17 protein-coding genes and 1 pseudogene are annotated in these 23095 nt (G+C 68.4%); 7 read left to right on the top strand and 11 right to left on the bottom strand.

The annotated features are described in order from the left end of the window. Window positions 1-9: 9 nt before the first annotated feature. Together FOB47_RS03360 and FOB47_RS03355 are read right to left on the bottom strand one after the other, a co-directional pair. Entirely contained in the window at window positions 10-2136 is a 2127-nt protein-coding gene (locus FOB47_RS03360) for a TonB-dependent receptor family protein (RefSeq protein ID WP_244959275.1), read from the bottom strand. Next, on the bottom strand, window positions 2133-3473 hold the full coding sequence (locus tag FOB47_RS03355) for a PQQ-dependent sugar dehydrogenase (protein WP_174779951.1): 1341 nt from the start codon (window positions 3471-3473) through the stop codon (window positions 2133-2135). Before FOB47_RS03355 ends, FOB47_RS03360 begins: the two co-directional genes overlap by 4 nt. Window positions 3474-3789: 316 nt before the next feature. On the opposite strand from FOB47_RS03355, the gene FOB47_RS03350 reads away from it, so the two are divergent. The 3 genes from FOB47_RS03350 to FOB47_RS03340 all read left to right on the top strand — a co-directional run bounded on the left by FOB47_RS03350 (window position 3790) and on the right by FOB47_RS03340 (window position 7631). Continuing rightward, window positions 3790-4257: a YybH family protein gene (locus tag FOB47_RS03350; RefSeq protein ID WP_174779950.1), complete on the top strand. Its 468-nt coding sequence runs from the start codon at window positions 3790-3792 to the stop codon at window positions 4255-4257. Window positions 4258-4332: 75 nt separating this feature from the next. Further along, window positions 4333-5037 (top strand): TetR/AcrR family transcriptional regulator, encoded by a 705-nt coding sequence (locus tag FOB47_RS03345; protein WP_244959274.1) that lies wholly within the window; start codon window positions 4333-4335, stop codon window positions 5035-5037. After that, the gene (locus tag FOB47_RS03340) at window positions 5034-7631 is read left to right on the top strand and encodes a PEP/pyruvate-binding domain-containing protein (protein WP_174779949.1); all 2598 of its coding nucleotides are present in this window, start codon (window positions 5034-5036) and stop codon (window positions 7629-7631) included. The genes FOB47_RS03345 and FOB47_RS03340 overlap by 4 nt, the downstream gene beginning before the upstream one ends. 39 nt (window positions 7632-7670) lie before the next feature. Here the strand turns inward: FOB47_RS03340 and FOB47_RS03335 are convergent, their stop codons facing one another. Then, window positions 7671-9275, bottom strand: coding sequence for a methyl-accepting chemotaxis protein (locus FOB47_RS03335; RefSeq protein WP_174779948.1), 1605 nt, complete (start codon window positions 9273-9275; stop codon window positions 7671-7673). Between the two features lie 168 nt (window positions 9276-9443). Here FOB47_RS03335 and FOB47_RS03330 point away from each other — a divergent pair, with 168 nt between their 5' ends. Further along, complete coding sequence (locus FOB47_RS03330; protein ID WP_174779947.1) at window positions 9444-9797, top strand: thioredoxin family protein; 354 nt, start codon at window positions 9444-9446, stop codon at window positions 9795-9797. Window positions 9798-9933: 136 nt separating this feature from the next. Then, window positions 9934-10434 (top strand): DinB family protein, encoded by a 501-nt coding sequence (locus FOB47_RS03325; protein WP_390884819.1) that lies wholly within the window; start codon window positions 9934-9936, stop codon window positions 10432-10434. A 96-nt stretch (window positions 10435-10530) separates the two neighbouring features. Here FOB47_RS03325 and FOB47_RS03320 read toward each other — a convergent pair whose 3' ends face one another. Beyond that, window positions 10531-12483: a ligand-gated channel protein gene (locus FOB47_RS03320; RefSeq protein WP_174780851.1), complete on the bottom strand. Its 1953-nt coding sequence runs from the start codon at window positions 12481-12483 to the stop codon at window positions 10531-10533. Between the two features lie 352 nt (window positions 12484-12835). Here FOB47_RS03320 and FOB47_RS03315 point away from each other — a divergent pair, with 352 nt between their 5' ends. Both FOB47_RS03315 and FOB47_RS03310 read left to right on the top strand, forming a co-directional pair. Then, window positions 12836-13543 (top strand): response regulator transcription factor, encoded by a 708-nt coding sequence (locus FOB47_RS03315; protein ID WP_174779946.1) that lies wholly within the window; start codon window positions 12836-12838, stop codon window positions 13541-13543. A gap of 3 nt (window positions 13544-13546) precedes the next feature. After that, on the top strand, window positions 13547-14980 hold the full coding sequence (locus tag FOB47_RS03310; RefSeq protein WP_174779945.1) for a sensor histidine kinase: 1434 nt from the start codon (window positions 13547-13549) through the stop codon (window positions 14978-14980). Window positions 14981-15245: 265 nt separating this feature from the next. Here FOB47_RS03310 and purT read toward each other — a convergent pair whose 3' ends face one another. From purT to FOB47_RS03275, 7 genes and pseudogenes are all read right to left on the bottom strand, one after another. Beyond that, a complete protein-coding gene (gene purT / locus FOB47_RS03305) occupies window positions 15246-16451 on the bottom strand; it encodes a formate-dependent phosphoribosylglycinamide formyltransferase (RefSeq protein WP_174779944.1) in 1206 nt (401 codons plus the stop codon). A 157-nt stretch (window positions 16452-16608) separates the two neighbouring features. Continuing rightward, entirely contained in the window at window positions 16609-18639 is a 2031-nt protein-coding gene (locus FOB47_RS03300) for a gamma-glutamyltransferase family protein (protein WP_174779943.1), read from the bottom strand. Window positions 18640-18835: 196 nt separating this feature from the next. Next, on the bottom strand, window positions 18836-19627 hold the full coding sequence (locus tag FOB47_RS03295; protein WP_174779942.1) for an SDR family NAD(P)-dependent oxidoreductase: 792 nt from the start codon (window positions 19625-19627) through the stop codon (window positions 18836-18838). Between the two features lie 175 nt (window positions 19628-19802). After that, a complete protein-coding gene (locus FOB47_RS03290) occupies window positions 19803-20813 on the bottom strand; it encodes a hypothetical protein (RefSeq protein WP_174779941.1) in 1011 nt (336 codons plus the stop codon). A 93-nt stretch (window positions 20814-20906) separates the two neighbouring features. After that, window positions 20907-21629 (bottom strand): GntR family transcriptional regulator, encoded by a 723-nt coding sequence (locus FOB47_RS03285; protein WP_053824214.1) that lies wholly within the window; start codon window positions 21627-21629, stop codon window positions 20907-20909. A 90-nt stretch (window positions 21630-21719) separates the two neighbouring features. After that, a pseudogene (locus tag FOB47_RS26080) lies at window positions 21720-21911 on the bottom strand (hypothetical protein); the annotation flags it as partial. Between the two features lie 55 nt (window positions 21912-21966). Further along, window positions 21967-23040: a type IV toxin-antitoxin system AbiEi family antitoxin gene (locus tag FOB47_RS03275; protein ID WP_174779939.1), complete on the bottom strand. Its 1074-nt coding sequence runs from the start codon at window positions 23038-23040 to the stop codon at window positions 21967-21969. Window positions 23041-23095 lie beyond the last annotated feature (55 nt).

Genomic DNA, 23095 nt, shown 5'->3' with positions numbered 1-23095 from the left:
GATGGGGAATCAGAACGCATACGACAGCGATACGCCGGCAAACGCATTGCGGCCGGCCGCCGGCTCGAAATAGCGCCCATTGCCATCGTTGACGATCACCGATCCCGCATAGCGGCGATCGAACAGATTGTCGATCCGCGCAAACGCATTGAGGGTCCAGCGGCCGACGGGCATGGTGTAACCGGCGTGGATGCCGGTCACGAAATAGCCGGGCGCGCGATCGCTGTTGCGATCGTCGACCGGCACGGCGCTCAGGTAGCGCAGATCGATGCCGGCGCGCCAGCCGCGCGGCGGGGCCCAGGCGAGCGATCCATAGACAGCGTGGCGCGCGGTGCCGGGCAGACGGTTGCCGGCGACGATGCCGGGCGGCACCGTGTCGCGGAAGGTCGCATCCAGATAGCTGTACGCGAGCTGCGCCTGCCAATGCCGCCGCAGCGCGCCGCTCCAGCCCAGTTCCACGCCCTGGCGCAGCGTGCGGCCGGCATTGCGATAGCTGGCCCGGCCGCCGCTGCTGGTGGCGGTGACGATCTCCTGATCGGTGCGGGTCTGGAACAGCGCCGCCGTCAGCAGGCCGCCGGCAAGCTTGTGCTTGGCGCCGATCTCCACCGAGGTGCTGGTGGCCGGGCGCAGCGCGAAATTCAGGCCGGCCGAACCGTCGGGCCGATACGAGATCTCGTTCAGCGTTGGCGTTTCGAAGCCGCGTCCCGCGGTCGCATACAGATTCAGCGATTCGCTGGCGCGATAGCGCACCGCACCGACCGGCAACCATTTGTCGTAGCGCACGGCGCCGCTGTCGTCGCCATTGGCGCCGACGATATAGCGATCGCTCGACGAGAAGCGCACCGTGCTGTGGCGCAATCCCGCTTCGACGGTCCAGCGCGGGCTCGCGTCCAGCGATGCCTGCAGATACTGATCGAAATTCCAGACGGTATTGCGCTCGTCGCGCCGCAGGCCGCCCTGCTCGCCGAGCACCGGCTGTTCCGTGCTGCCGATGAAGTTCTCGTAGCCGCGGCGCCTTTCCTCCATCGAGTCGTAGGCGAGCCCCCCGATCAGCGTCAGCGGCATGCGGCCAATTTGGCCACGGTGCGTCCAGCGCAGGTCCGCGCCGCCGTAGTCGCGCGCCAGATCGATGACACCGCCGGCCGACAACGGGCTGCGCTGCGCCGCCGGAGGAATCGACAGGAACTGGCGGGTCTCGCGCCGGCCGTAGTAGACCATCGCCATCAGCGTGTTGTCGGCGTCGATCCGGCGTTCGTGACGCAGGCCGCCCTGCGCCTGCTGCACCGTCTTGCGCGTGTCGAACTGTTCGGCCAGCGGCGCCGAGCGCGGCGCGCCGTCGAACTGCGCCCGTGTCAGCCCGAGCGGGTCCTGCGCGCTCAGCTCGACGGCATTGGCCACCAGCGTCCAGCTGCTGTCGGCATCGGGTCGCCACGTCAGCCGCGCATTGCCGAGGTTCTTGCGCGCCGCGCTGTGGTCGCGATACCCCTCGGTGGTGAAACGCGAGGCGCTGACCAGATAATCCAGGCCCGGCTCCCCTTGCGCGGGCGCGCCGCTGGCCTTCAGGCCATAGCGCCACGTGCCGTAGCTGCCGGCGCCGACGCTGCCTTCGACGAGCGGCGGCCGCGCACCGGGCTCGGTCCAGACCTGGATCACACCGCCCGATGCGTTGCCGTACAGCGCCGAGGCGGGGCCGCGCAATACCTCGACGCGATCGATCGACGCGATGTCGATATTCGAGGTCTGCCCCTGCCCGTCGGGCATCGTCGCGGGAATGCCGTCGACATACAGCCGCAGACCGCGCACGCCAAAGCTCGAACGCGCACCGAAGCCCCGGATCGACAACTGCAGGTCCTGCGCGTAGTTGTGCCGGTCCTTGGCCAGCAGGCCCGGCACGGCGCCGAGCCCTTCGCTCAGATTGATCTGCGGCCTGTCGTCGCGCAGCGCGCCGCCCGAAACCACGTCGGCCGATGCAGGGGTATCGAACACCGGGGCATCGACGCGCGTGGCGGTCACGACCACCGGCGCCAGCGCGCGCTCGGCGGCCGGCGCCGGCGCATCGGGCGCATGCTGTGCACCGGCCCATCCCGACAGCGGCAGCAAGACACCGGCCGCCCATGCCGCTGCACCGCTCCTCATCGGCGTCTTGCCGTCATCGCGGTGACGCGCCAGACCACGTTGCCGACATCGTCGGTCACCAGCAGTCCGCCGCGGCGATCGTCCTTGACGTCGACCGGGCGGCCATGGGCATGCTCCGAAGCATCGAGAAAGCCGGTCAGCACATCGATCGGCTCGCCTTTGGGCACGCCGCCGCGGAACGGGACGAAGATCACCTTGTAGCCGCTCTTGGGCTTGCGGTTCCACGAGCCATGCTGGCCGACGAACAGGCCTTCGCGGAACGGCTCGGGCCAGCGCAGCCCGTCGGCAAACGTGATTCCCAGCGATGCGGTGTGCGGACCGAGCGCATAGTCGGGCACCAGCGCGGTGGCCACCAGTTCGGGCCGCTGCGGCTTGACCCGTACGTCGACGTGCTGGCCCCAGTAGCTGTATGGCCAGCCATAGAAGCCGCCATCGCGCACCGCGGTGATGTAGTCCGGAACAAGGTCGCTGCCGATTTCGTCACGCTCGTTGACCGCGGTCCACAGCTGGCCGGTCACGGGTTCCCAGGCCAGTCCGTTCGGATTGCGCAGGCCGGTCGCATACAGCCGCATCTTGCCGCTGGCGCGATCGAGCTCCCAGATCGCGGCGCGCCCCTGTTCGATCTCCATGCCCTTCTCGCCGACGTTGCTGTTGGAGCCGACCGTGATGTAGAGCTTGCGGCCGTCGTGGCTGGCGATCACGTTCTTGGTCCAGTGGTGGTTGATGCCGGCGGGCAGATCCACGACCTTGACGCCGGGTTCGTCGATACGGTCGGCGCCGGGGCGATAGCGAAAGCGCATCAGCGCATCGGCATTGGCGACATAGAAGTCGTTGCCGACCAGCACCATGCCGAACGGCGAGTTCAGGCCCTGCAGGAACACCGAGCGCTTGTCCGCGACGCCGTCGCGGTCGGTATCGCGCAGCAGCGTGATGCGGTTGGCGCTGGGCGTGCCGGCGCCGGCCCGCTTCATCACCAGCTTCATGACCCAATCGCGGATGCCCTTGCCCGATTCCGGCTTGGGCGGTGCATTGGACTCGGCCACCAGCACGTCGCCGTTGGGCAGCACGTAGAGCCAGCGCGGATGATCGAGCCCGTCGGCGAAGGCCGTCACTGCAAGCCCCGGCGCGGGTGTCGGCCGGGCGCCCGCCGGCCAGCCGATCGCCGGCGCGATGTCCACGGTAGGCAACAGCGTCTTGTTCGGCGGCGGCAGGGTCGGCGACGGACCGGTGCCCTGCGCCACCGTCAGCGTGGCGCGGTCACCCATGCCCAGCAGAAAGCACCCGCCGACCAGCAGCGTGACGGCACCCAGCACGACGACAAGGCGAACCCTTCTCATGACGCACTCCTCGATGGTTTGCGACCTGACAGGTCTTCCAGCAAGTATCGGCGCGATTGCCGCCGCTGCCAGCGGTGGCAAACCCGGTTCTGTGCATTTTAAGACACGAAAATTCCGGCGCCCCACGCGGGCGGGGACCCGGTGTCTTGTCGAGGGTGCCTCAAGCCACTGGGCCCTCGCCTGCTCGGCGGCGACGGGGGATCGACGATTGTCGAATTGCGACGCTCCCACTCGACAAAGGGATAGGAGCCGCTCCGCGGGCCGTACCGACAGGCCCCGGAAGCGGGTTCGCAACCGAACCGACAAGGAGCCCATCATGAGCATCAGCAAGGACGAGCAGACCGATGAACGCACCATCAGGCAGATGATGGAGGACTGGGCCCGCGCGCTGGAACGGCGCGACGCCGCCGCCATGACGGCCAACTATGCGCCCGATGTGGCGCTGTTCGACGTCAAGCCGCCCTACGCGCTGCAAGGCGTGGACGCGTACCGCGCCACGTGGGAAGCCTGCTTTCCGTATCTGCCCCGGCGCTTCCGGTCCGAGCGCAAGGACATCGTGCTGACCGTTGGCGCGGACCTGGCCTTCTGCCATTGCCTGAGCCGCATCGCGCCGGTGGACGAGCCCGACCATCCGGCCGGCGGCACCTGGATCCGCATCACGGTCTGCTTGCAGAAGCGCAATGGCCGGTGGCTGGTGGTGCACGAGCACGGCTCGCTGCCGTTCGATCCGATGACCGAGAAGGTCGTCTACATCGGCGACACGGAGGCCGAGACGACGGCGTAAGCCGTCATCGAATGCCTTGACAAGAGGAGAACGGAGCATAAAATTGCACGACGTTCAAATTTAAGCGACGTGCAAATGGAAACCTCGCCTCAGCGCCCCATCCGGACCCCGTTCGACCCGCCCATCGACGCCAGCGCCGCCCCGCCGCCCGCGGGGCGGCGTCAGCGCAAGCGCTACCAGACGCTGGACCATCTGGCGGCCACCGCCTTCGATCTGTTCGAGGCGCATGGCTACGAGGCGGTGACGATGGAGCAGATCGCCGCGCAGGCCGATGTCGCCAAGGGCACGCTGTACAACCACTTTCCGGTCAAGGAGGCGCTGCTGGCCCATCAGTTCCACGGCGAGCTGGCCGCCGGGCTTCAGCAATTGCGCGGCGCGCTGGAGGGACTGGGCAGCTTCCAGGCACGGCTCTGCTATCTGCTGTCGGCCTCGGCCGACTGGTGCGAGGCGCGCCGCGGCTACCTGCCGCACTACCTGCGCTTCCGCTTTCTGGATCTCGGACCGGGCCGCTTCGAGCAGGGCGACGGTGAAGGCGCGCCGGGACGCAGCGGCATGGACCTCGCCTTCGATGCGTTGATGGCGGCGGGACAGCAGAGCGGCGAACTGCGGCGCGACCTGCCGTCGGGACAACTGGCGACGCTGTTCCACCATCTCTACCTGGGCGCGCTGATGCGCTGGCTTGCGGCGCCCGCCGGCGACCTGCGCGCCGAGTTCGCGGCCATCGTCGACCTGTTCTTCCACGGCGCGGCACGCGCGGCCGAGCCGGAGCGCGCACCATGAGCGCCCTGCTGCTCGACTGGCCCGCCGCGGCCGCGCAAGGGCCGGCTGCCGCCGGCGGCAAGGGCTGGCAACTGGCGCTGATGGCGCGGCTCGGCGTGCCGGTGCCCGATGGCTTCGTGATCCACGCCGATGCCAGCCGCGGCCGGCGGGCCGGCGATCCGGTGCCGCGGGCGCTGCGCGACGCGCTGGCACGCGAGCTGGCAGTGCGTGGGTGGGAACGGACCCCGCTGGCGATCCGCTCGTCGGCCCCGCAGGAGGATTCGGCGCAGGCCTCGTTCGCCGGCATCCACCTGTCGCGGCTGAACGTCACCGGCGTCGATGCCGTCGCCGAGGCGGTGCAGGCGGCATGGGATTCGGTGTGGGAGCCGGCGGCGCTCGCCTACCGGCAACGCCTCGGCCTCGATGGGGAAGCACCGGCGATGGCGGTGGTCGTGATGCCGCTGCTGCCGGCGGTGGCGGCCGGCATCGCCTTTACCTGCGATCCGCTGTCCGGCCGCGACGACCAGATGCTGATCCACGCGCATTGGGGGCTCGGTGAAGCGCTGGTCGGCGGGCAGGCCGATGGCGACGAATACCGGCTGCAGAGCAACGAAAGCACCGATGGCGGCGATGCGCTGCGTGTCATCGCGCGCCGCCTGGGCGGCAAACAACGGATGACGCAGCTGCTGTCCGGCGGCGGCACCACGGTAATCGACACGCCTGCGCAGCGGGCCGCCGAGGCGGTACTGTCCGATGCGCAGGCCATTGCGCTCGGCGAACTGGCGCGCGACGCCGCCGGCGCGCTCGACTTCGCCAATCCCCGTTACGACATCGAATGGGTCTGGGACGGCGAGCGTTTCTGGATCGTGCAGGCGCGGCCCGTCACCGCGCGGGCGCGGCACACCTATCCGGCACTGCGCGAGCAGCCGCGCTACTGGTCGCGCGGCAATACCCGCGAGATCATGCCCGACCCGCTGTCCGCGCTTGACTGGCACGGCTGCCGCACGATGGCCAACCGGATGCTGACGCTGGGCTTCGCGCTGTCCGGCTATCCGATCCTGCCCGGGACCGAGCACGCGGCGCTGTTCGACGGCAGGCTGTATCTGGACGTGTCGCTGATGCAATGGGAGTGCTACGACGCGCTGGGTGTGCGTCCGGACGCCGTCAACCGCCTGCTCGGCGGCACGCAGCCGGAAATCGTCGTGCCGCCGCCGGGCCCGCGCGACCGGCTTGCACGCGGCCTGCGCATGCTGCGGTATCTGGCGCGCTCGCCGGGCCAACGGCGTCTCGGCGAGGCCGCCCTGGCGCGCGCCGCCGAGCAGGCGCGTCAGTGGCGCGAGCAAGCCTTGCCGGACGAGCCCGCCGCGCTGGCCGGGCTGCTGCGCGAACAGTTCCGCACGGTGGCGCAGGCCGATCCGCTGTTCTTCCTGCAGGGGTCGGCCGGCGGCACGCTGGCAGGGCTCGTCGATCTGGTCGACAAGTACTGCCCCGGCGAAGGCTATGCCGTGACGGCGGCCTTGATGGCCGGGGGCGAGCCGAGCGTGACAGCGCAGCAGGGCTACGCACTGATCGCGCTGGCGGAAACGGCCGCGGCCGACGCCGAAGCGCTGGCGTGGCTGCGCAGTCCGCAGCGGATCGGCGCGCAGTGGGCACAGCAACTGCCTGCGGACAGCCCATTCCGGCGCGCGTTCGCCGAGTTCCTGGATCGCTACGGCCATCGGGCCACCGCGGAAAGCTACGTGCGGCAACCGCGCTGGCGCGAGGCGCCCGACTATCTGCTCGATACCGTGCTCGGCATGATCGGCAGCGACGCCGACGCAGTGCGGCAGCGCCAGCGCGATGCCGCGCGCCAGGCATGGCAGCGTCTGCGTACCGCGATCCCGCCGTTGGCCCGCCCCGCGATGCTGCCGCTGCTGCGGCGGATGGTGCGGGTGGCCACGCGCGAATGCAATCAGCGCGAAGCGGCGCGCAGTGCGTTGATGCGGTATCTGGAAGCAGTGCGGCGCACCGCGCTGGCGCTGGGCACGCGGTTGGCCCATGGGGGTGAGCATGCCGGATGGAAGCGGCCCGACGATGTGTTCCATCTGACCGCATCCGAACTGCTCGCTGCCGCGGAAGGGCACCTGCCACTGCAGCACGCCGCCCAGCGCGCGGCACGACGGGCCGACACGCTGGCGCGGCAGGCCAGGCAGACCGAGCCTGCGGTGATCGTCGAACAGCCGGGCGCGTTGCCGGCGGTGTTCTCGTCAGCGGAACCGAGCGCCGCGTCGGTAGCCGACGCGGCCGCCGGGCGCTGGGCCGGCACGCCGGTCGGCGCCGGCCAGGCGCGCGGACCGGCCTGCGTCGCGCGCAGTCCGCAACAGGCGACCGCGATGGCGAACGGGGACATCCTGGTCGCCCCCAGTACCGATCCGGCCTGGACGCCGCTGTTCCTGCGCGCCGGCGGCCTGGTGATGGAGACCGGCGGCTACCTGTCGCACGGCGCGATCGTCGCGCGCGAGTTCGGCATTCCGGCGGTGGTCAATCTGCCGGGCATCCTGTCGCAGCTCGCCGACGGCGACATGCTGGCCGTCGACGGCAACCGCGGCACCGTACAGCGGGTCGCCGCGAGCTAGCCTTTCAGGTCCTTCAGTCCTTCAGGTCCTTCAAGTTCTTCAAGCCGCCGCCAGCTGCGCGCGGGCAGCCGCCGGGGCCTTCGACGGCATGGCCGCGTCATGGCCCGCCGCGAGGCGGAACATCGCCACCGTGTCGAGCAGGCGCGTCGCCTGTTCATCCAGCGAATGCGCTGCGGCGGCCGCCTCCTCGACCAGGGCCGCGTTCTGCTGCGTGACCTGGTCCATCTGGCCGACCGCCTGGTTGACCTGCTCGATGCCGCGGCTCTGTTCGCCGGTGGCGGCGGCGATCTCGCCGATGATGTCGGACACCTGCTTGACTGCCTGCTGGATCTCGTTCATGGTCGCGCCGACGCTTTCGGCCTGCGCCGACCCGGTACGTACCGTCGTCACGGAAGCGTCGATCAGCTCCTTGATTTCCTTGGCGGCGGTCGACGAGCGCTGCGCCAGTGTGCGCACCTCGCCGGCCACCACCGCGAAACCGCGGCCCTGCTCGCCGGCACGCGCCGCTTCCACCGCGGCGTTCAGCGCCAGGATATTGGTCTGGAAGGCAATGCCCTCGATCATGCCGGTGATCTCGGCGATGCGGTTCGAGTTGGTGCTGATCGCACCCATCGTTTGGACCATCTGGCCGGTGGCGACGTGGCCGTGCTGCGCGACGGCGGCGGCGTTGTCGGCCAGCGTGCTGGCCTGGCGAGCGCTGTCGGCGTTGTGGCGCACCGTGGTGGTCAGCTCTTCCATGCTGGACGCCGTCTCCTCGAGCGACGCGGCCTGCTGCTCGGTGCGCGACGACAGGTCGGCGTTGCCGGCCGCGATCTGGCGTGCGGCCACACCGACCGAATCGCTCGATTGCCGCACCTCGCGCATTGCCGCGGCGACGCGGTCGAGCAGCGCGTTGAAGCTCTGCGCGGTGCGGCCGACCTCGTCGAGGCGGCGCACCGGCGAACGATGGCTCAGGTCCAGCGTTTCGCTGACATGCTCCATGCTGGCCTGCATCTCGCCGAGACTGTCGCGGATGCGGCGATACAGCAGCCATGCGAGCACGGCGACCACCAGCACGGTCACGCCGATCACGGTGCCGAACACGCGCACCGCGATAGCGCTGGCGCGCTGGTTCTCGCTCACCGCGTCGTCGCCCATCTTGCTGTTGAAGTCCAGATGCGCGTCGATCTGCTTGCGCAACGCGGCCGAAGCGAGATGCAGCTCGCCCGCGGACAGCATCGCGTGCAGTCCCGCGGTGTCGTTGGTGCGCGAGAGCGCGAAGAACGCGGCATGCTGTGCGCGATAGCGTGCCAGCGCGGCACGGTCTTCTTCCAGCAGCTTGCGGTCGGCATCGTTGGAGATGTCCTCGCGCTCGTATTTGGCCGCCAGCTCGTCGAAACGTGCGATCGCCCTGGCGACTTCCTTCTCGGCTTCGTCCTTGGCGCCGGCATCGTCGGCCAGCGCGTGGCGGTACAGCTGGACCCGGATCGCGGTAGTGCTGTCCTTGATCGCGTTGAGCCGACGCACACTGGTCAGCGTGTTTCCGTTGAAGTACTCGAGGCGTTGTTCGGCCTGGTTCAGTTGCCAGATGCCGCCGATGCCGAGGACCAGCAAGGCGAGCAGGGAAAAGAACAGCGTGAAAAGCAGACGTTGACTGATGTTCATGATGGGCCAGGGGACGGCTATCATCAGAAAAGCGACTCAGTAGACGCTTAATTCTGATGTTAGTGTGGTTTCATTCAGGGTTTACGTCAGCCCTGCCGCACACTTGAGCCGTCCTTGGCGTGAATTTCGCTAGTTCTGGGATATCGAGGACAACGACGGAGACGACAAATGGCCATGTCCGAAACCTATATGGCGATCGAACCGCCACGCGAGGATATCGACGCGCTGCCGGGCGCCGCGGTGCTGGAGTTCGGCGCCCCCTGGTGTGGCTACTGCATGCGCGCGCAGGCGCCGATCGCCTCGGCCTTCTCGCGCCATCAGCAGGTGCGGCACATCAAGGTCGAGGACGGCAGCGGCCGTCCGCTCGGCCGCTCGTTCCGCATCAAGCTGTGGCCGACGCTGGTATTCCTGCGCGACGGCAAGGAAGTGGCGCGGCTGGTCAGGCCAACCGATGCCGACGAGATCGAGAAGGCGTTGCGGCAAATCGACCGGATGGCCGGCGACGAGGCGGCGGCCGCATAGCTGCGGCGCGGCTCTGTTCCGGTCCGCCGGACGGAAACAGCGGCGTCATCCTTGTGCAGGTGTGCCGTGGCTCGGTACATTGCGCGATGGGTTCAATCGATGCGTTCCACCACGCCAGGCACAAGCGCCCCACGACATGATCGACGCCGCCACCCTTGCCGCCCTGCGCGAATTCCCGCGCCAACTGGAAGTCTTTTTTGCGGCCGTTCCGGCCACGCATCGCAACTGGTCCCCGGCCAGCTGGGACGGCGTGCCGAGCGAGCCGTTCAGCCCGATCGGCCAGCTGTGCCACGTTCGCGATATCGAGATCGACGGCTATCACCTGCGCCTTGAGCGCGCACTGAGCGAGACCCACCCGCTGCTGCCGTCGATCGACGGCGACGCGCTGGCGATCGAGCGCGCGTATGCGACGGCCGACGCCGCGCAGGTACTCGCGGACTTCCGCGCGGCGCGCGAGAAGACCGTCGCGCTGATCGCCGGCCTGGACGATCGGCAGCTTGCCCGCACGGCCGAGTTCGAAGGCTATGGAGCGCTGACGGTCCGCAGCCTGGTGCATTACCTGTGCAGCCACGACCAGCAGCATTTGGCGGGACTGCAGTGGCTGCTGGGGAAGATTCACGCCGAGCCGGCGGCCTGAGCGGCGCGGCGGCGCCGATCGCGTGTGCACGGGCGCGGCGCAAGGCCCGCGTCGCGGGGGGCATCGTGCACCGAATCGACGGCATGCCCGCACTGCTCAGAACTTGACCGAGACGCTCATCCAGTAGCGCCGGCCGTCTTCGACATAGCCGTAGTCGGCATAGCGCACCGACTTGTCAAGCAGGTTGTAGATGCCGGCGAACACCGACACGTTCTTGTTGACCGCATAGGTCGCGCCCAGGTCGACGAAGGTGTACGACGGCGCCACCACGGTAGTCGACGACGGTCCGGTAATCGGCTGGCTTTCCTTGCCGCGATAGTTGACGCGGGTCCAGGCGCGCAGCGCGCCGGTGGCCTGCCAGTTCAGCGTGGCCGTCAGCAGGTGTTTGGGCAGCTGGTTCAGCGGCTGGCCCTGGTACTGGCCGCTTTCCTGCTCGGACTTGGTGAAGGTGTAGCTGCCGACCAGCGACCAGTCGCGCGCCAGCGGCCACTTCAGGTTCGCCTCGATGCCGCGCGAGTACGCCTTGTCGACGTTCATGTAGGTCGTCGGGTTGGCGCCGAACTGGTTCGGCCCGTCGGTGCATTGCGTGAGCGGGCAGGCGACGCGCGTGATCTTGTCCCTGAAGTCGTTGTTGAACACGGTGAAGCCCGCGTTGAAGCCCGTGCCGTTGTCGTACAGCAGCCCGATCTCCTGCGTGACCGAGGTCTCGGGCTTCAGGTCTGGATTGCCGTACATATTGCCGCCGCGGCTGGTCTGGCCCCATCCGGCCACGGTCTGGCGCAGGTCGGGAGCGCGGAAGCCGGTCGACACGCCGCCCTTGACGGTCCAGCGGTCTGCCACTTGCCAGACACCGTAGAGACGCGGACTGTAGTGGTCGCCGAACTTCTCGTCCTTGTCCATGCGCAGGCCGCCGGTCAGCGCGAAGCGCTCTGTCAGCCGCCATTCGTCCTCGGCGAACAGCGCCCATTGATAACGCTCGACCCGGTTCGGCCCGCCCGCGATCTGGTTGCCGGTCTGGTCGTTCAGGCGCTGGTTCAGATAGTTCGCGCCGACGGTCAGCATGTGGTTGCCAAGCGGCATCGTCCAGCTGGTGCGCATGTCCAGGTTCTTGACCTTCATCCGGCGCGAGCGGTTGTCGAACTCCTCCTGCTGGATATAGCTGTCCGAGGTCGCGAAGCCCCAGCGGCCGGTGTGCGACAGCGCGTATTTCTCGCTGCGGTAGTCGGTCTCCGACGATGCCGGGCAGCCGGTGCGCGGACAGCTTGCGCCAGGCGGCAGCGGCGCCACGGTGCGGCCCAGCGTCTCCTCGATGTTCTGCCGCATCGAGGTTGCCTCGAGCACGATGTCGTGGTTGCGGTTCGGCGTCAGCGCGAGTTTCGCGGTCACGTTGCGCGTATCGCGGCCGCGCAAGCCGTAGGCGATGTCGTCCTCCTCGCGGTGCGTGTACTGGCCGTACAGCTGCAATCCAAGCAGATCGGTCTGCAGCGGGCCGGCCAGATAGAAGTTGCCCTGGTAGATGTTGCCGGAGGCGCTGTGCTGCTGCAGCGTGGCATCGGTGCGCACCTCGCCGGTCCATCGCTTCGGCACCTTGCGCGTGATGATGTTGATCACGCCACCCATCGCGTCCGAGCCGTACAGCGACGACATCGGCCCGCGCACCACCTCGATCCGTTCGATCGCGGCCAGCGGCGGCGTCCATCCGCCCTCGACGCCGGCGCTGTCCGAGTTGGTGCGGGTCTCGCGCGAGCTCTGGCGCTTGCCGTCGATCAGGATCTGCGTGTACTTCGCGCCCATGCCGCGCAGGCTGATGTCCTGCCGGTCGGCGCCGCCGGTGACCACCACGCCCGGCACGCCGATCAGCGCATCGTGGATATCGCGATAGGCACCCGTCTCCAGCGCCTCGCGCGTGATCACCGAAATCGACGCGGGCGCCTCCTTGATCTGCTGCTCGTAGCCCGAGGCGGTGACCACCACGGTCTCGAGCATGGCCGGCGCGGCCGGCGCCTTTGCCTCGCTGGCGGCCGGCTGCGCGAACGCACCGCCTGCCATCCATGCCGCGCCGCCCGCGCACAGCGTGGCGGCGACTCGTGCCACGGCGCGCGGCCTGCGTTGACCCCTCGTTGTCGTACTGCCCGCCGATCCCGCCTTCCTGCCGCTATTGCCCCTATTGCCGCTATTGCTGCTACTGCTGCTACTGCCCATGCTCGCGATTTCCCCGTATGCCCGGCACGTCACAGGTAACCGGACTTGTGAATGACAATCATTCTCATATTAGAATGTGGTCCGCCGGGCTCATCAACGGGCTTTGGACAGCTTTTGACTTCTTTGCACTTCTTGACGTGACGCGCGATCGCGGCTCGATCGCCGCTCACGGAGACGGTGCCTACCCTTTCCGATTCGCATGCAAGTACGCTCGCCTGAAGCGCCAAGGCGCATCCTGCTGATCGACGACGACGTCGAACTGACGCAGATGCTGCGCGAATACTTCGAGCCGGAGCGCTGGCAATTCTCGGTGGTGCATCGAGGCTCCGATGGCGAGGCGCTGCTCGCGCGCGACGACCACGACCTGGCGCTGCTCGATCTGATGCTGCCCGACGGCAACGGGCTCGAACTGCTGCGCCGCCATCGCGCGCGTTCGCAGCGCCCGGTCATCATGTTCACCGCGCATGGCGACGAAACCGATCGCGTGATCGGACTGGAGCTCGGCGCCGACGACTATCTGGCCAAGCCGTTCAGCCCACGTGAGCTGAAGGCGCGCATCGGCGCGGTGCTGCGCCGCTTCGACGCCACGCCCGACAGCGCACCCGACACGCTGACGGTCGGTGGGCTGACCTTGCACCTGATCTCCGGCAAGGTCGCGCAGGCCGATGGCGAGACCTCGCTGACCGGCGCGGAAGCGCGGATCCTCGAAATGCTGATGCGCTCGGCGGGACAGGTGGTGGCGCGCGAACAGCTGGGCCAATACGCGCTGGGGCGCGTGCCGGACCGCTACGACCGCAGCATCGATACGCATATCAGCAGCCTGCGCCGCAAGCTGGGGCTGGACGGGTCCGGGGCCACGACGGTCATCCGCAACCAGCGCGGTCGCGGCTACGTGCTGGTGGCTTGAGCCATGGCATCGCTGCCGCTGTTCTGGCGCAACTTCCTCGCCTTCTGGGCCGGCATGGCCGCGATCGTGGCGATCGGCATGGCGCTGACCGCATCGGTCGCCTGGTATCGCTTCCAGGCGCTGGACGGTCTCAATCCGGCCAGCCTGACGCAGGACGCGCTGCAGATCGCCCGCACGCAGGGACGGCCGGGGCTGGAGCGCTGGGTGCGCGCGATGGACTCGCGCTTCTCCGCGCTGCAGATCTACCTGGTCGACGAGCACAACGCCGACATCCTCGAGCGCCGCCTGCCGACACGGGTGCATGACTGGGTCAGTACGCTGGAGCGCCCGCGCCATGCGCTCGCCGCGAGCGCGCCGCTCGACCACGATCGCGCCACGCTGCCGCTGGCCCCGGGCGCCAGCGTGTCCTGGTGGGACCCGCAGGCGATCCCGCTGCCCGACGGCGAGGATCTGCTGCTGGTGTTCCTGCCGTTCGACTCCTCGCGTTGGGAGATGCTGCATCTGTCGCCGGTGATGCTGGCGCTCGGCCTGTTCGCGCTGGCCGTCAGCGCGCCGCTGTGCTGGGCGCTGACGCGCCATGTCACCGCACCGGTGCAGAGCCTGCGCGAGGCGGTCCGCGCGCTGGCCGGCGGCGATCTGCGTGCGCGCATGCCGCCCGCGCTGGCCGCGCGCGCCGACGAACTGGGGCATCTGGCGCGCGACTTCGACAGCATGGCGGCGCGGCTCGAAGCGCTGGTCAGATCGCGCGAACGCATGCTGCGCAGTATCGCCCATGAACTGCGGTCGCCGCTGGCACGGCTGCAGGTTTCGACCGAACTGGCCAGGCGCGACGATGGCCGGCTGTCGGTGCAACTCGATCGGATCGCGCGCGAGATCGAGCGGCTCGACGGCCTGGTCGTGCATACGCTGACGCTGGCCCGGCTCGGCGCCAAGGGCTTGCCGTTGCAGCCGCTGGAACTGGTCGGCGTGGTGCAGGTCGTGGTCGAGGACGCGCGCTTCGAGGCCGCGGCGCGTGGCGTCTCGATCGAATGGACGGCGCCGCCTCCCGCGATGGTGACGGGCGATCGCGTACGCCTGGCCAGTGCGATCGAGAACGTGCTGCGCAATGCGATCCGGCACACCGATCCGGCCTCGCCGATTCGCGTGACGCTGCGCAGTGTTGGCGATCGGCTCGAGCTCGATATCGTCGACGGCGGTCCGGGCGTGCCGGCCGATGCGCTGCCGCATCTGTTCGAGCCCTTCTATCGAGTACGCGACGACGGGCGGCCCGATGGCGAAGGCTCGGGGCTTGGCCTCAGCATCGCAATGGCCAGCATCGCCGCGCACGGCGGCGGCATCGCGGCCCGCAATGCGCTGCCGCGCGGGCTGTGGGTCGGCATGTGGCTGCCGCGGGCGATGGCGCAGACGAGCGCGCAATCGAAACGGGCCGCGGCGTGAGCGCACGGCGTTGGTGTTCTCCCTCTCACCACCGGGCAGCGGATTGGGGAGAAGGGCAACGGCGCCGGCATGGCGGCCGCGCTTGCCCTCTCGCATGAGCGCGCCACCTGCAACGCGGTGGTGTTCTCCCTCTCCCCATCGGGGAGAGGGTTGGGGAGAGGGGCAACGGCGCCGGCATGGCGGCCGCGCTTGCCCTCTCCCCCAGCCCCTGTCCCGCAAGCGGGAGAGGGGTGCAAATAGCGGTTGCTATCCAATCATCGGCTGATCATCCAGGCAGCCGCGGCAACACCTTGCCTGCCGCTTCTCGCGCGTTGGCTCGCGCAGTCTCGACATCGCCATCGTAGGCGAGCGCCACACCCATGCGGCGCTTGGTAAAGCTCTCCGGCTTGCCGAACAGCCGCAGATCGGTGCGCGGCACGCGCAGCGCCTCGTCGACGCCGTCGAACACCACGCCCTCCCCTTCCACGCCGCCGTAGATCACCGCGCTCGCGCCCGGGCTCTTCAGCGCGGTATCGACCGGCAGGCCCAGAATCGCGCGCGCATGCAGTTCGAATTCGCTCTGCCACTGCGTGATCATCGTCACCATGCCGGTGTCGTGCGGGCGCGGGCTGACCTCGCTGAACCAGACCTGCTCGCCCTTGACGAACAGCTCGACGCCGAACAGCCCCTGACCGCCGAGATCGCCGGTCACCGCACGGGCGATCTCGCGCGCCTTCTGCAACGCGGCGGGATGCATCGGATGCGGCTGCCAGCTCTCGACGTAATCGCCGGCCTGCTGCAGATGGCCGATCGGCTCGCAGAAATGCGTCTCGATGTTGCCGTCGGCGCCGCGGGCACGCACGGTCAGCAGCGTGATCTCGTAGTCGAAATCGATGAAGCCTTCGACAATCACGCGGCCGTGGCTGACGCGCCCGCCAGCCATCGCGTATTCCCACGCACGCTCGACGTCCTGCGGACCGTCAAGCTTGCTCTGCCCCTTGCCCGAGCTGCTCATCACCGGCTTGACCACGCACGGGTAGCCGATGCCGCCGTCGATCGCGTCGCGCAGTTCCTGCAGCGAATCGCAGAAGCGATATGGGCTGGTCGGCAGGCCCAGCGTCTCGGCCGCCAGCCGGCGGATGCCCTCGCGGTCCATGGTCAGCCGCGCAGCACGGGCGGTCGGGATCACGCGCACCGTGCCGGCCGCCTCGAGCGCCTCGAGCATCGGCGTGGCGATCGCCTCGATCTCGGGCACCACCAGATCGGGCCGCTCGGCCTCGATCAGCGCCTTCAGCTGTTCGGGGTCGCTCATCGCGATGGTGCGCGCATGGTGCGCGACCTGCTGGCCCGGCGCGTTCTCGTAGCGGTCGACCGCGATGGTTTCGACGCCGAGCCGCTGCAGGGCGATCAGCACTTCCTTGCCGAGCTCTCCGGAGCCGAGCAGCATCACTTTGGTGGCACGGGGGGACAGGGGCGTTCCTAGCGTGGTCATGGGGACGAGAGATTCAAGAGTCAGCGCGCAAGCGGAAAGCGGCCATTGTACCGGGGCGCTGCCGGCGCCGGCCCGAACCACCGCTGCAAGCGAAGCGGGCCGGGCCTGCTGTACAGGACCCGGCCCGCCCCTTCACTGCCGCGCTAACGCGCCGCCATCACGGCCGGAACGTATCGCCCAGCACCACGCCCTCGCGCCGCGGATCGGCACCGCCGACCAGCGCCGGCGCGCCGCCGATCGTCTCGCGCACGATCGCACTGAGGCCGCTCGACTGGTTGCCCACGCTGACGGTGTGACCCAGGTTGCGCAGACCCTTGACCAGCGGGTCGTTGTCGCCCGGCAGGCCGCCTTGCGGCGTGCTGGTATCGACGTTCGGATGCTCGCCGCCGACGATCATCGTCGCGTTGTTCGAACCGAAGTCGATCATCGACACCGCCTGCTGCGCGTCCATCTTCCAGTCCAGCACGCCGACCAGCGTCTTGGCGACGTATTGGATGATGGTGGCACCGCCGGGCGAACCGGTGGTCATCTTGAAGTCGCCGCGGCTGCCGTCGCCCTTGCGCTCGAACACCAGCGTCGGCGACATCGAGCTGCGCGGCCGCTTCAGCGGCTGCACGCGGTTGGCGATCTGCGCACCGTTCGCATCGACCGGCTCCGCGCTGAAATCGGTCAGCTCGTTGTTCAGCAGGAAGCCGCCGGTCATGTGGTACGAGCCCAGTCCCGATTCGATCGTCGTGGTCATCGCCACCACGTTGCCATACTTGTCGACCAGCGACAGATGCGTGGTGCCGCGCTCGGCGATGATCGGCGCGCCCATCGGCGCCCCGCCGAAGTTGCCGGCCGGCACGGGCCGCGGCATCGCCGCGGTCAGGCTGATCATGCCGGCGCGCTGGGCCAGATAGCTCTTGTTGAGCATCGTGTCCGGGCTGCCGCCGGGCAACGGCACGAAGTCGGTGTCGGCGACGTACTGGTTGCGATCGGCATAGGCCAGGTTGCCCGCCTCGCCAACCAGATGCACGCCGGTGACGCTGGGCTTGCCGCCGTTCTGGTCCATGCTGGTGGGCGCATGGCTGGCCATGTCGAAGTTCTCCAGGATGCCGAGAATCTGGCCGACCGCGATGCCGCCCGACGACGGCGGCGGCATGCCACAGATCTCGTATTGCCGGTAGGTGGTGCAGACCGGCTCGCGCTTCTTCGCCTGGTAGTTGGCAAGGTCGTCGAGCGTGGTCACGCCCGGCGTGGTGCCGCCGTCGTAGGTCGTGCGGATCTTGTCGACGATGGCGCGCGCGATCGGCCCGTCCTTGTAGAACGCATCGGCCCCGCCCTCGGCCACCGCGGTGAAGGTCTGCGCCAGCGCCGGATTCTTCAGGATCGTATTGACCGCGCGCGGGGTGCCGTCCGGATTCAGGAAGTAGGCGGCCATCTCCGGATCGCGCTTGATGTTCTGCACGGTGGTGGCGCTGGAGATCGACGCGGCCATGCGCGGCGGAATCGCGAAGCCGTCGGTGGCCAGCTTGATCGCTGGCGAGAACAGCTCCTTCCACGTCTTCTTGCCGTAGTCGCGATGGGCGAGTTCGAGCACGCGCAAGGTGCCCGGCGTGCCGATCGAGCGGCCGCTGCGCACGGCATTGGGCAGCGGCGGGGTCTGGTCGGTCGAGGACTTCCAGCGCAGATAGTTCTCGTCGGCCCCGGCCGGCGCGGTCTCGCGGCCGTCGTAGGCGATGACCTTCTTCGTCTGCGCATCGTAATGCATGATGAAGGCGCCGCCGCCGATGCCCGACGACTGCGGCTCGACCAGATTCAGCACCATCTGCGCAGCCACTGCCGCATCGACCGCGGTGCCGCCATCCTTCAGGATGTCGCAGGCCACCTTGGTCGAGACCGGGTTGTTGGTCACCGCCATGTAGGTCTTCGCGTAGACCGTGCGCTTCGGCGCGTAGCCGGTGGCCACCTCGGGGGCGCCGGGCTCGCCGGGCAGTACGATCACTTCGCCGCCGGTGGTGCCGTTCAGCTCGCAGCCCGCCACCGGCTGCGGAGGCGGCGGCTTGTGGCCATGGTGGTCGTCGTCATCGTCGCCGCCGCACGCGGACAGCAGCAGCGCGGCGGTGGCCATCATCAGCCAGCCGCGGGAACGTCTGCGCGGCGGGGGTGCGGGGAAAGCGGGATCGAGGGTCGTGCGCTGTCGCATGGCTGTCTCCTTGTTGTCGGGCATCGGCTGGAAGGGCTGGCTCTGTGCCCGGGATGCGAACGCGTCCGCCGGCGCGCATCTGGCGCCGGATCGGCGGCGGTGGGGAACGACAACTACGACGCTAGTACGCGCGAGGCCGCTATGCAATGGTCCGTATCGACGATCTGGCTCGCGGCGAACTCGCGCTCGGGCAGATTCAGCGCTCGATGCCGCCGCCTGGCTCGGCCATGCGGCGGTGCTGTTCGGCCAGCAGATCGGCCGGTGTCACGTTCGAAATCGCGGCGCGCAGCTTGTTCTGCCAGCCGGTGACGACGTCGCCTTCGCCGCGCAGCATCGCCTCGAAGCCCTGGCGCGCGACGTCGGCCGGATCGTCCTTCTTCTGCTGGCCCAAGCGCGTATCGACCATGTCCGCGCGCTCGAAGAATTCGGTCTCGGTCGCGCCCGGCATCAGGCAGGTCACCGTGACCCCGCAATCGCGCAATTCATGCCGCAGCGCAAACGAGAAGGAATCGAGGAAGGCCTTGGTCGCGTTGTAGACCGCCTGATAGGTGCCCGGCATGAAGCCGGCGATCGAGCCCGTGATCAGGATGCGCCCGGTGCGGCGATCGCGCATGTCGCGGCCGATGCGGTGCAGCAAGTCCAGCGTGCCGGTGACATTGGTCTCCACCACGCGCTGGATATCGTGAAAGTCCTGGTCGAGAAAGGCGCGGCCCAGTCCCCGGCCCGCGTTGGCGCACAGCACGTCGACCGGACGTCCGCGCGTGGCTTGATACAACGCCTCGACGCCGGCCGGATCGGCCAGGTCCACGCACAGCGCATCGACGGCCATGCCGGTATCGCGCAGCGCCACTGCCGCGGTGTCGATCGCGGGCTCATCCGCGGCGATCAGCAAATCGTAACCTTGCGTCGCACAACAGCGCGCAAGCTCGAAGCCGATGCCTGACGAGGCACCGGTGACGACGGCAAAGGGACGGGCGGCTTGGTTCACGGCGGTCTCCTGATGGCGGCTCGGCGCACGCCGCCCGGCGCAACCCTGTGCGCGGCGGCATGACCAACCGGGTCATCAAGCAAACTTCGTTCCGCCGGTGGCGGTGCCATGGCACGCCGGCCGCTACGTCGCTCCGGTGGCCGGAATTACAAAAGCGGCAGGCCGTGCAGGCAGATCAACGGAAATCGCTGAAACGGATGTCCGGTGCGCTGGTGTTGTGCCGCGACGGCACGGTACGGCCGAAACGGATATCGCTGGCCTGCCAGTTCGACACCTCGGCGACCGTGGCATCGCGGCGCTGGCCGGCCGGGTCCTGCCAGGCCACGCGGCTCATGTCGGCGTTGTCCTCGGTCACATACATCGAGCGCAGCATGGCGAACGGCGCCTGCGTGCGATACGGCGGGTTGAAGGCGACGTCGAGCGCGGTGCGCGTGCGGCTGATCTCGCGGATCGCCACCTGCGCCTCGCCACCGGCCGTAAAGCGCAGGCCGATCGTGCGCTGGCGCGGATCGATATCGATGTGGGCGATATCGACGATCGGCCGCAGGTCCTGCTGCACCGGCCCCATCAGGAACGACGATCCGTAGGCGTTGTCGGGCAGATGGGCGGCCGGCAGCGGCTTGGCACGCCAGTAGCCGTCCGACGGATAGAGCACCAGCACTTCGGTCTCGACAACCTTGCCTTTGGCGCCCTTGCGCTTGTCGAAGAACTGAATCAGATGGAAACCGCCGTCCTTGCGCCCGCCCACGGTGACCGGCACGCGCTGCGGCCGCCAGAAGCTGTCGAAGGTGATGCCCACGATCGCGAGATCCTTGCCGTCATAAAGGCGGACCTTGCGCGGCTTGAAGGTGTGGCGCGGATCGGTCGGATGTGGGGTATCGCCGAAATTGCAGCCCGAGAAGTCGGGCGCCGAACTGTCCTTGCGAATCTTGCCGATATAGGCGGGATGCAGCGCCTCGACGCGAAAGCGCTGGATCGACGGTGCCGACAGCGCGAAGGAGACGTTGTCCTCTTCGGCGCAGGTGGTGGGCGTGGTCAGATTGCGGACCTCGACCGCGGCCGGAACGGGATCGGTCGACGCGGCCGGCGTCGGGGCTTGCGCGAAGGCTGGGGCAGTCAGCAGGCTGAACAGCAGGGCCGGGAGCAGATGAAACGGGCGGATCTGGCGAGTCTGACGACGTGGCATGCGTTGGTGGGTTCCTTGTTTGCAAACCCGCGCCGTGCCGGCCGAATGCCTGAATGGTCTTGCATGGCCTGGGCCGGCTGCGCTTCGCAACCCCTAGCGGCGGTCGCCCAGCACGGTTGCGCGGGTGAAGTCCTCGATATTGTCCAGCAGCGCGTCGAGCGCCTCGCCCGCGCCATCGACATCGCCCTCGGCGATGGCAGCAGCAACACGGGCGTGCAGGCGCGCCATCTCCGGAAGATCGGCGGCCTGCTTGTAATGAAAATACCAGAAGCGGCGCGACAGCCCATGCATCAACCGCATCGCGCCTTCGGCGAATTCGTTGCGCGCGGCCTGCAGACAGAGCTCGTTGAAACCCGCATCGGCGCGCACGAACGCGACTTCGTCCCCTTTCTTGACTGCGCGCTCGAACTCGGCGGCAAGGCGCCGGAAGGCCTGGCGCTCCTCGACCGTGGCACGGCGAGCCGCGCTGCGGCAGATCAACCGCTCAACCTCGCGCCGCGTCTCCAGCAGCCGCAATTGCTTGGCCACGTCGATCGGCGGAACCAGCAGGCCGCGCTGCGGCAGCACCACGATCAGATGCTCGCGCGCCAGCCGCTGAATCGCCTCGCGGATCGGCGTGCGGCCGATGCCCGTCATCTCGCTCAACTGGAATTCGGAGACCGACGATCCAGGCGCAAGCTGCAGCGTGACGATCGCTTCCTCGATCCACCGATAGGCCTGGTCCGTCAGCCGCCCCCGCGGCCCGGCCCCGTTCTCGCTGCCGTCATCCTCGACATGGGCCGCCGCCCGCCTGACTGTCGCCGCTTTCTTGACCATTGACGTCGTTTGCATGTTTGACGAATGCAAATTGTATATGAGTCATTTTGCGTGCGAGCGGGAAACCCGGCAGCGATATGGCCGCGACGCTCAGCGACGCAAGCCAAGCGCCCGCAGCCAGGCATCGACCTGTCCGAACGCATCCTGCTGCCGCTGTTCGGGCGTCCGGTCGCGCAGGACATCGGTATCCTCGACAAACCTTCGCACACAGGTCGGCCCGAAGCCCTCTACCGTATCGAACTTGCGCGCGATGCAATCGAAGCCGATCGCGCCACTCGGGTGACCGCCGCTGTCGTGCGATCGTCGTAGTCCACCGCGGATTGCGGTTCACCGGATTTCATGTGTGCCAGGCGAGCTGATGTTGCCGCAGATGATCGGCCGCTTCCCTGCCCCGTTCGCCGGCATTCGCGAGGTCGAGGTAGGTCTGAACGGGACTCGTGCAGGTGACACCGGGGGCCGGCTCGACCGTATCGCGGAACGGACCATGGTCCTCCAGCGTCATCACCACGGCATTCTCGCCTTTCAATGCCGGTGACAATTTCAACGCCGAGCGCAGTTGTTCGAGTCCCGCCTCGTCGGCATAGAAATACTGCGTCGCCGTGCGGGCATAGGGGGCTAGCCATTGCGCCGCCGAGAATGAGGCAAGCGTCATCAGGCCGGTCCGCGTCCGCATCGCATCTCGTACCGCATGCTCGAGGGCACTGCCATGCAGGGGGGTATAGAAACCGTGACGCTTGCCGACCGGCGGCTCGTAGGCGTCGCGCCAGGCATCGAGCAGCGCATCGGGATCGCTCAGGGATAGACCGTCGCGCGAGACCTTCGCCCACTCGCGATCGAGCAAGCCGGCTCGGACATTGCTGGCGTGGCCGAGGCTGATGCCGGCGGCTTCGGCCAGTGCCGTGACGCGCCACGCGCGCCCTGGCTCACGCAGCATCACGCGCAGCATCTGCGCCGACTTCGGCTTGAACAAGGAACGGAGGTCGCGGCGTTCGGCCAACGGCTTGCTTGTCACCGTCCGCTCGATGAAGACGCTGCCGAATACGAGGTGAACATTGCCCTCGAGGTCGAGGTAACCCGCATTGTGCTCGCGGCACAAGGCCCGCGCTGCGGCGGAGAGATACGGTGCAATCAGCACTGGCGTCGCGTCGTCCCGACCGCCAACCGCCGCGAGATGCCGAAGCTCCAGCAATGCGGCTCGCACATGGCGGGGTTGGCCGCTTGTGACAACGCGACAGACCAGCGTATGGCGCCGGTCCTCGACGCAAATGTCGGCGACAACGCCCGGCCCCAAGTCTTCGGGAAAGGCGGTCGCGAACTCGAGGCGTTCGATCACTGGCACCTGCCGCAATAGCGTGCGCAACGCGGTCGCCTCGCGTTCAAGTGCCGGGGTCGCGACTTCGGTGAACGTCATCTGATGGAAGGGGCGCGTTGCTCGACAGTCTGTGTGCCAGATTTTCACTGAAACG

Source organism: Cupriavidus gilardii, from assembly GCF_013347325.1.
Lineage (GTDB): Bacteria > Pseudomonadota > Gammaproteobacteria > Burkholderiales > Burkholderiaceae > Cupriavidus > Cupriavidus gilardii.
The sequence above is the reverse complement of the archived record's forward strand: the minus strand, read 5'-3'. Positions and strand labels throughout refer to the sequence as shown.

What these genes read in the sequence shown, in the direction of transcription:
- FOB47_RS03355 (WP_174779951.1), bottom strand. Translation starts at nt 3,473, where the DNA reads ATGAGAAGGGTTCGCCTTGTCGTCGTGCTGGGTGCCGTCACGCTGCTG.
- FOB47_RS03325 (WP_390884819.1), top strand. Translation starts at nt 9,934, where the DNA reads ATGATCGACGCCGCCACCCTTGCCGCCCTGCGCGAATTCCCGCGCCAA.
- FOB47_RS03285 (WP_053824214.1), bottom strand. Translation starts at nt 21,629, where the DNA reads ATGGTCAAGAAAGCGGCGACAGTCAGGCGGGCGGCGGCCCATGTCGAG.
- purT (WP_174779944.1), bottom strand. Translation starts at nt 16,451, where the DNA reads ATGACCACGCTAGGAACGCCCCTGTCCCCCCGTGCCACCAAAGTGATG.
- FOB47_RS03360 (WP_244959275.1), bottom strand. Translation starts at nt 2,136, where the DNA reads ATGAGGAGCGGTGCAGCGGCATGGGCGGCCGGTGTCTTGCTGCCGCTG.
- FOB47_RS03300 (WP_174779943.1), bottom strand. Translation starts at nt 18,639, where the DNA reads ATGCGACAGCGCACGACCCTCGATCCCGCTTTCCCCGCACCCCCGCCG.
- FOB47_RS03335 (WP_174779948.1), bottom strand. Translation starts at nt 9,275, where the DNA reads ATGAACATCAGTCAACGTCTGCTTTTCACGCTGTTCTTTTCCCTGCTC.
- FOB47_RS03330 (WP_174779947.1), top strand. Translation starts at nt 9,444, where the DNA reads ATGGCCATGTCCGAAACCTATATGGCGATCGAACCGCCACGCGAGGAT.
- FOB47_RS03315 (WP_174779946.1), top strand. Translation starts at nt 12,836, where the DNA reads ATGCAAGTACGCTCGCCTGAAGCGCCAAGGCGCATCCTGCTGATCGAC.
- FOB47_RS03320 (WP_174780851.1), bottom strand. Translation starts at nt 12,483, where the DNA reads ATGGCAGGCGGTGCGTTCGCGCAGCCGGCCGCCAGCGAGGCAAAGGCG.
- FOB47_RS03340 (WP_174779949.1), top strand. Translation starts at nt 5,034, where the DNA reads ATGAGCGCCCTGCTGCTCGACTGGCCCGCCGCGGCCGCGCAAGGGCCG.
- FOB47_RS03310 (WP_174779945.1), top strand. Translation starts at nt 13,547, where the DNA reads ATGGCATCGCTGCCGCTGTTCTGGCGCAACTTCCTCGCCTTCTGGGCC.
- FOB47_RS03345 (WP_244959274.1), top strand. Translation starts at nt 4,333, where the DNA reads ATGGAAACCTCGCCTCAGCGCCCCATCCGGACCCCGTTCGACCCGCCC.
- FOB47_RS03290 (WP_174779941.1), bottom strand. Translation starts at nt 20,813, where the DNA reads ATGCCACGTCGTCAGACTCGCCAGATCCGCCCGTTTCATCTGCTCCCG.
- FOB47_RS03275 (WP_174779939.1), bottom strand. Translation starts at nt 23,040, where the DNA reads ATGACGTTCACCGAAGTCGCGACCCCGGCACTTGAACGCGAGGCGACC.
- FOB47_RS03350 (WP_174779950.1), top strand. Translation starts at nt 3,790, where the DNA reads ATGAGCATCAGCAAGGACGAGCAGACCGATGAACGCACCATCAGGCAG.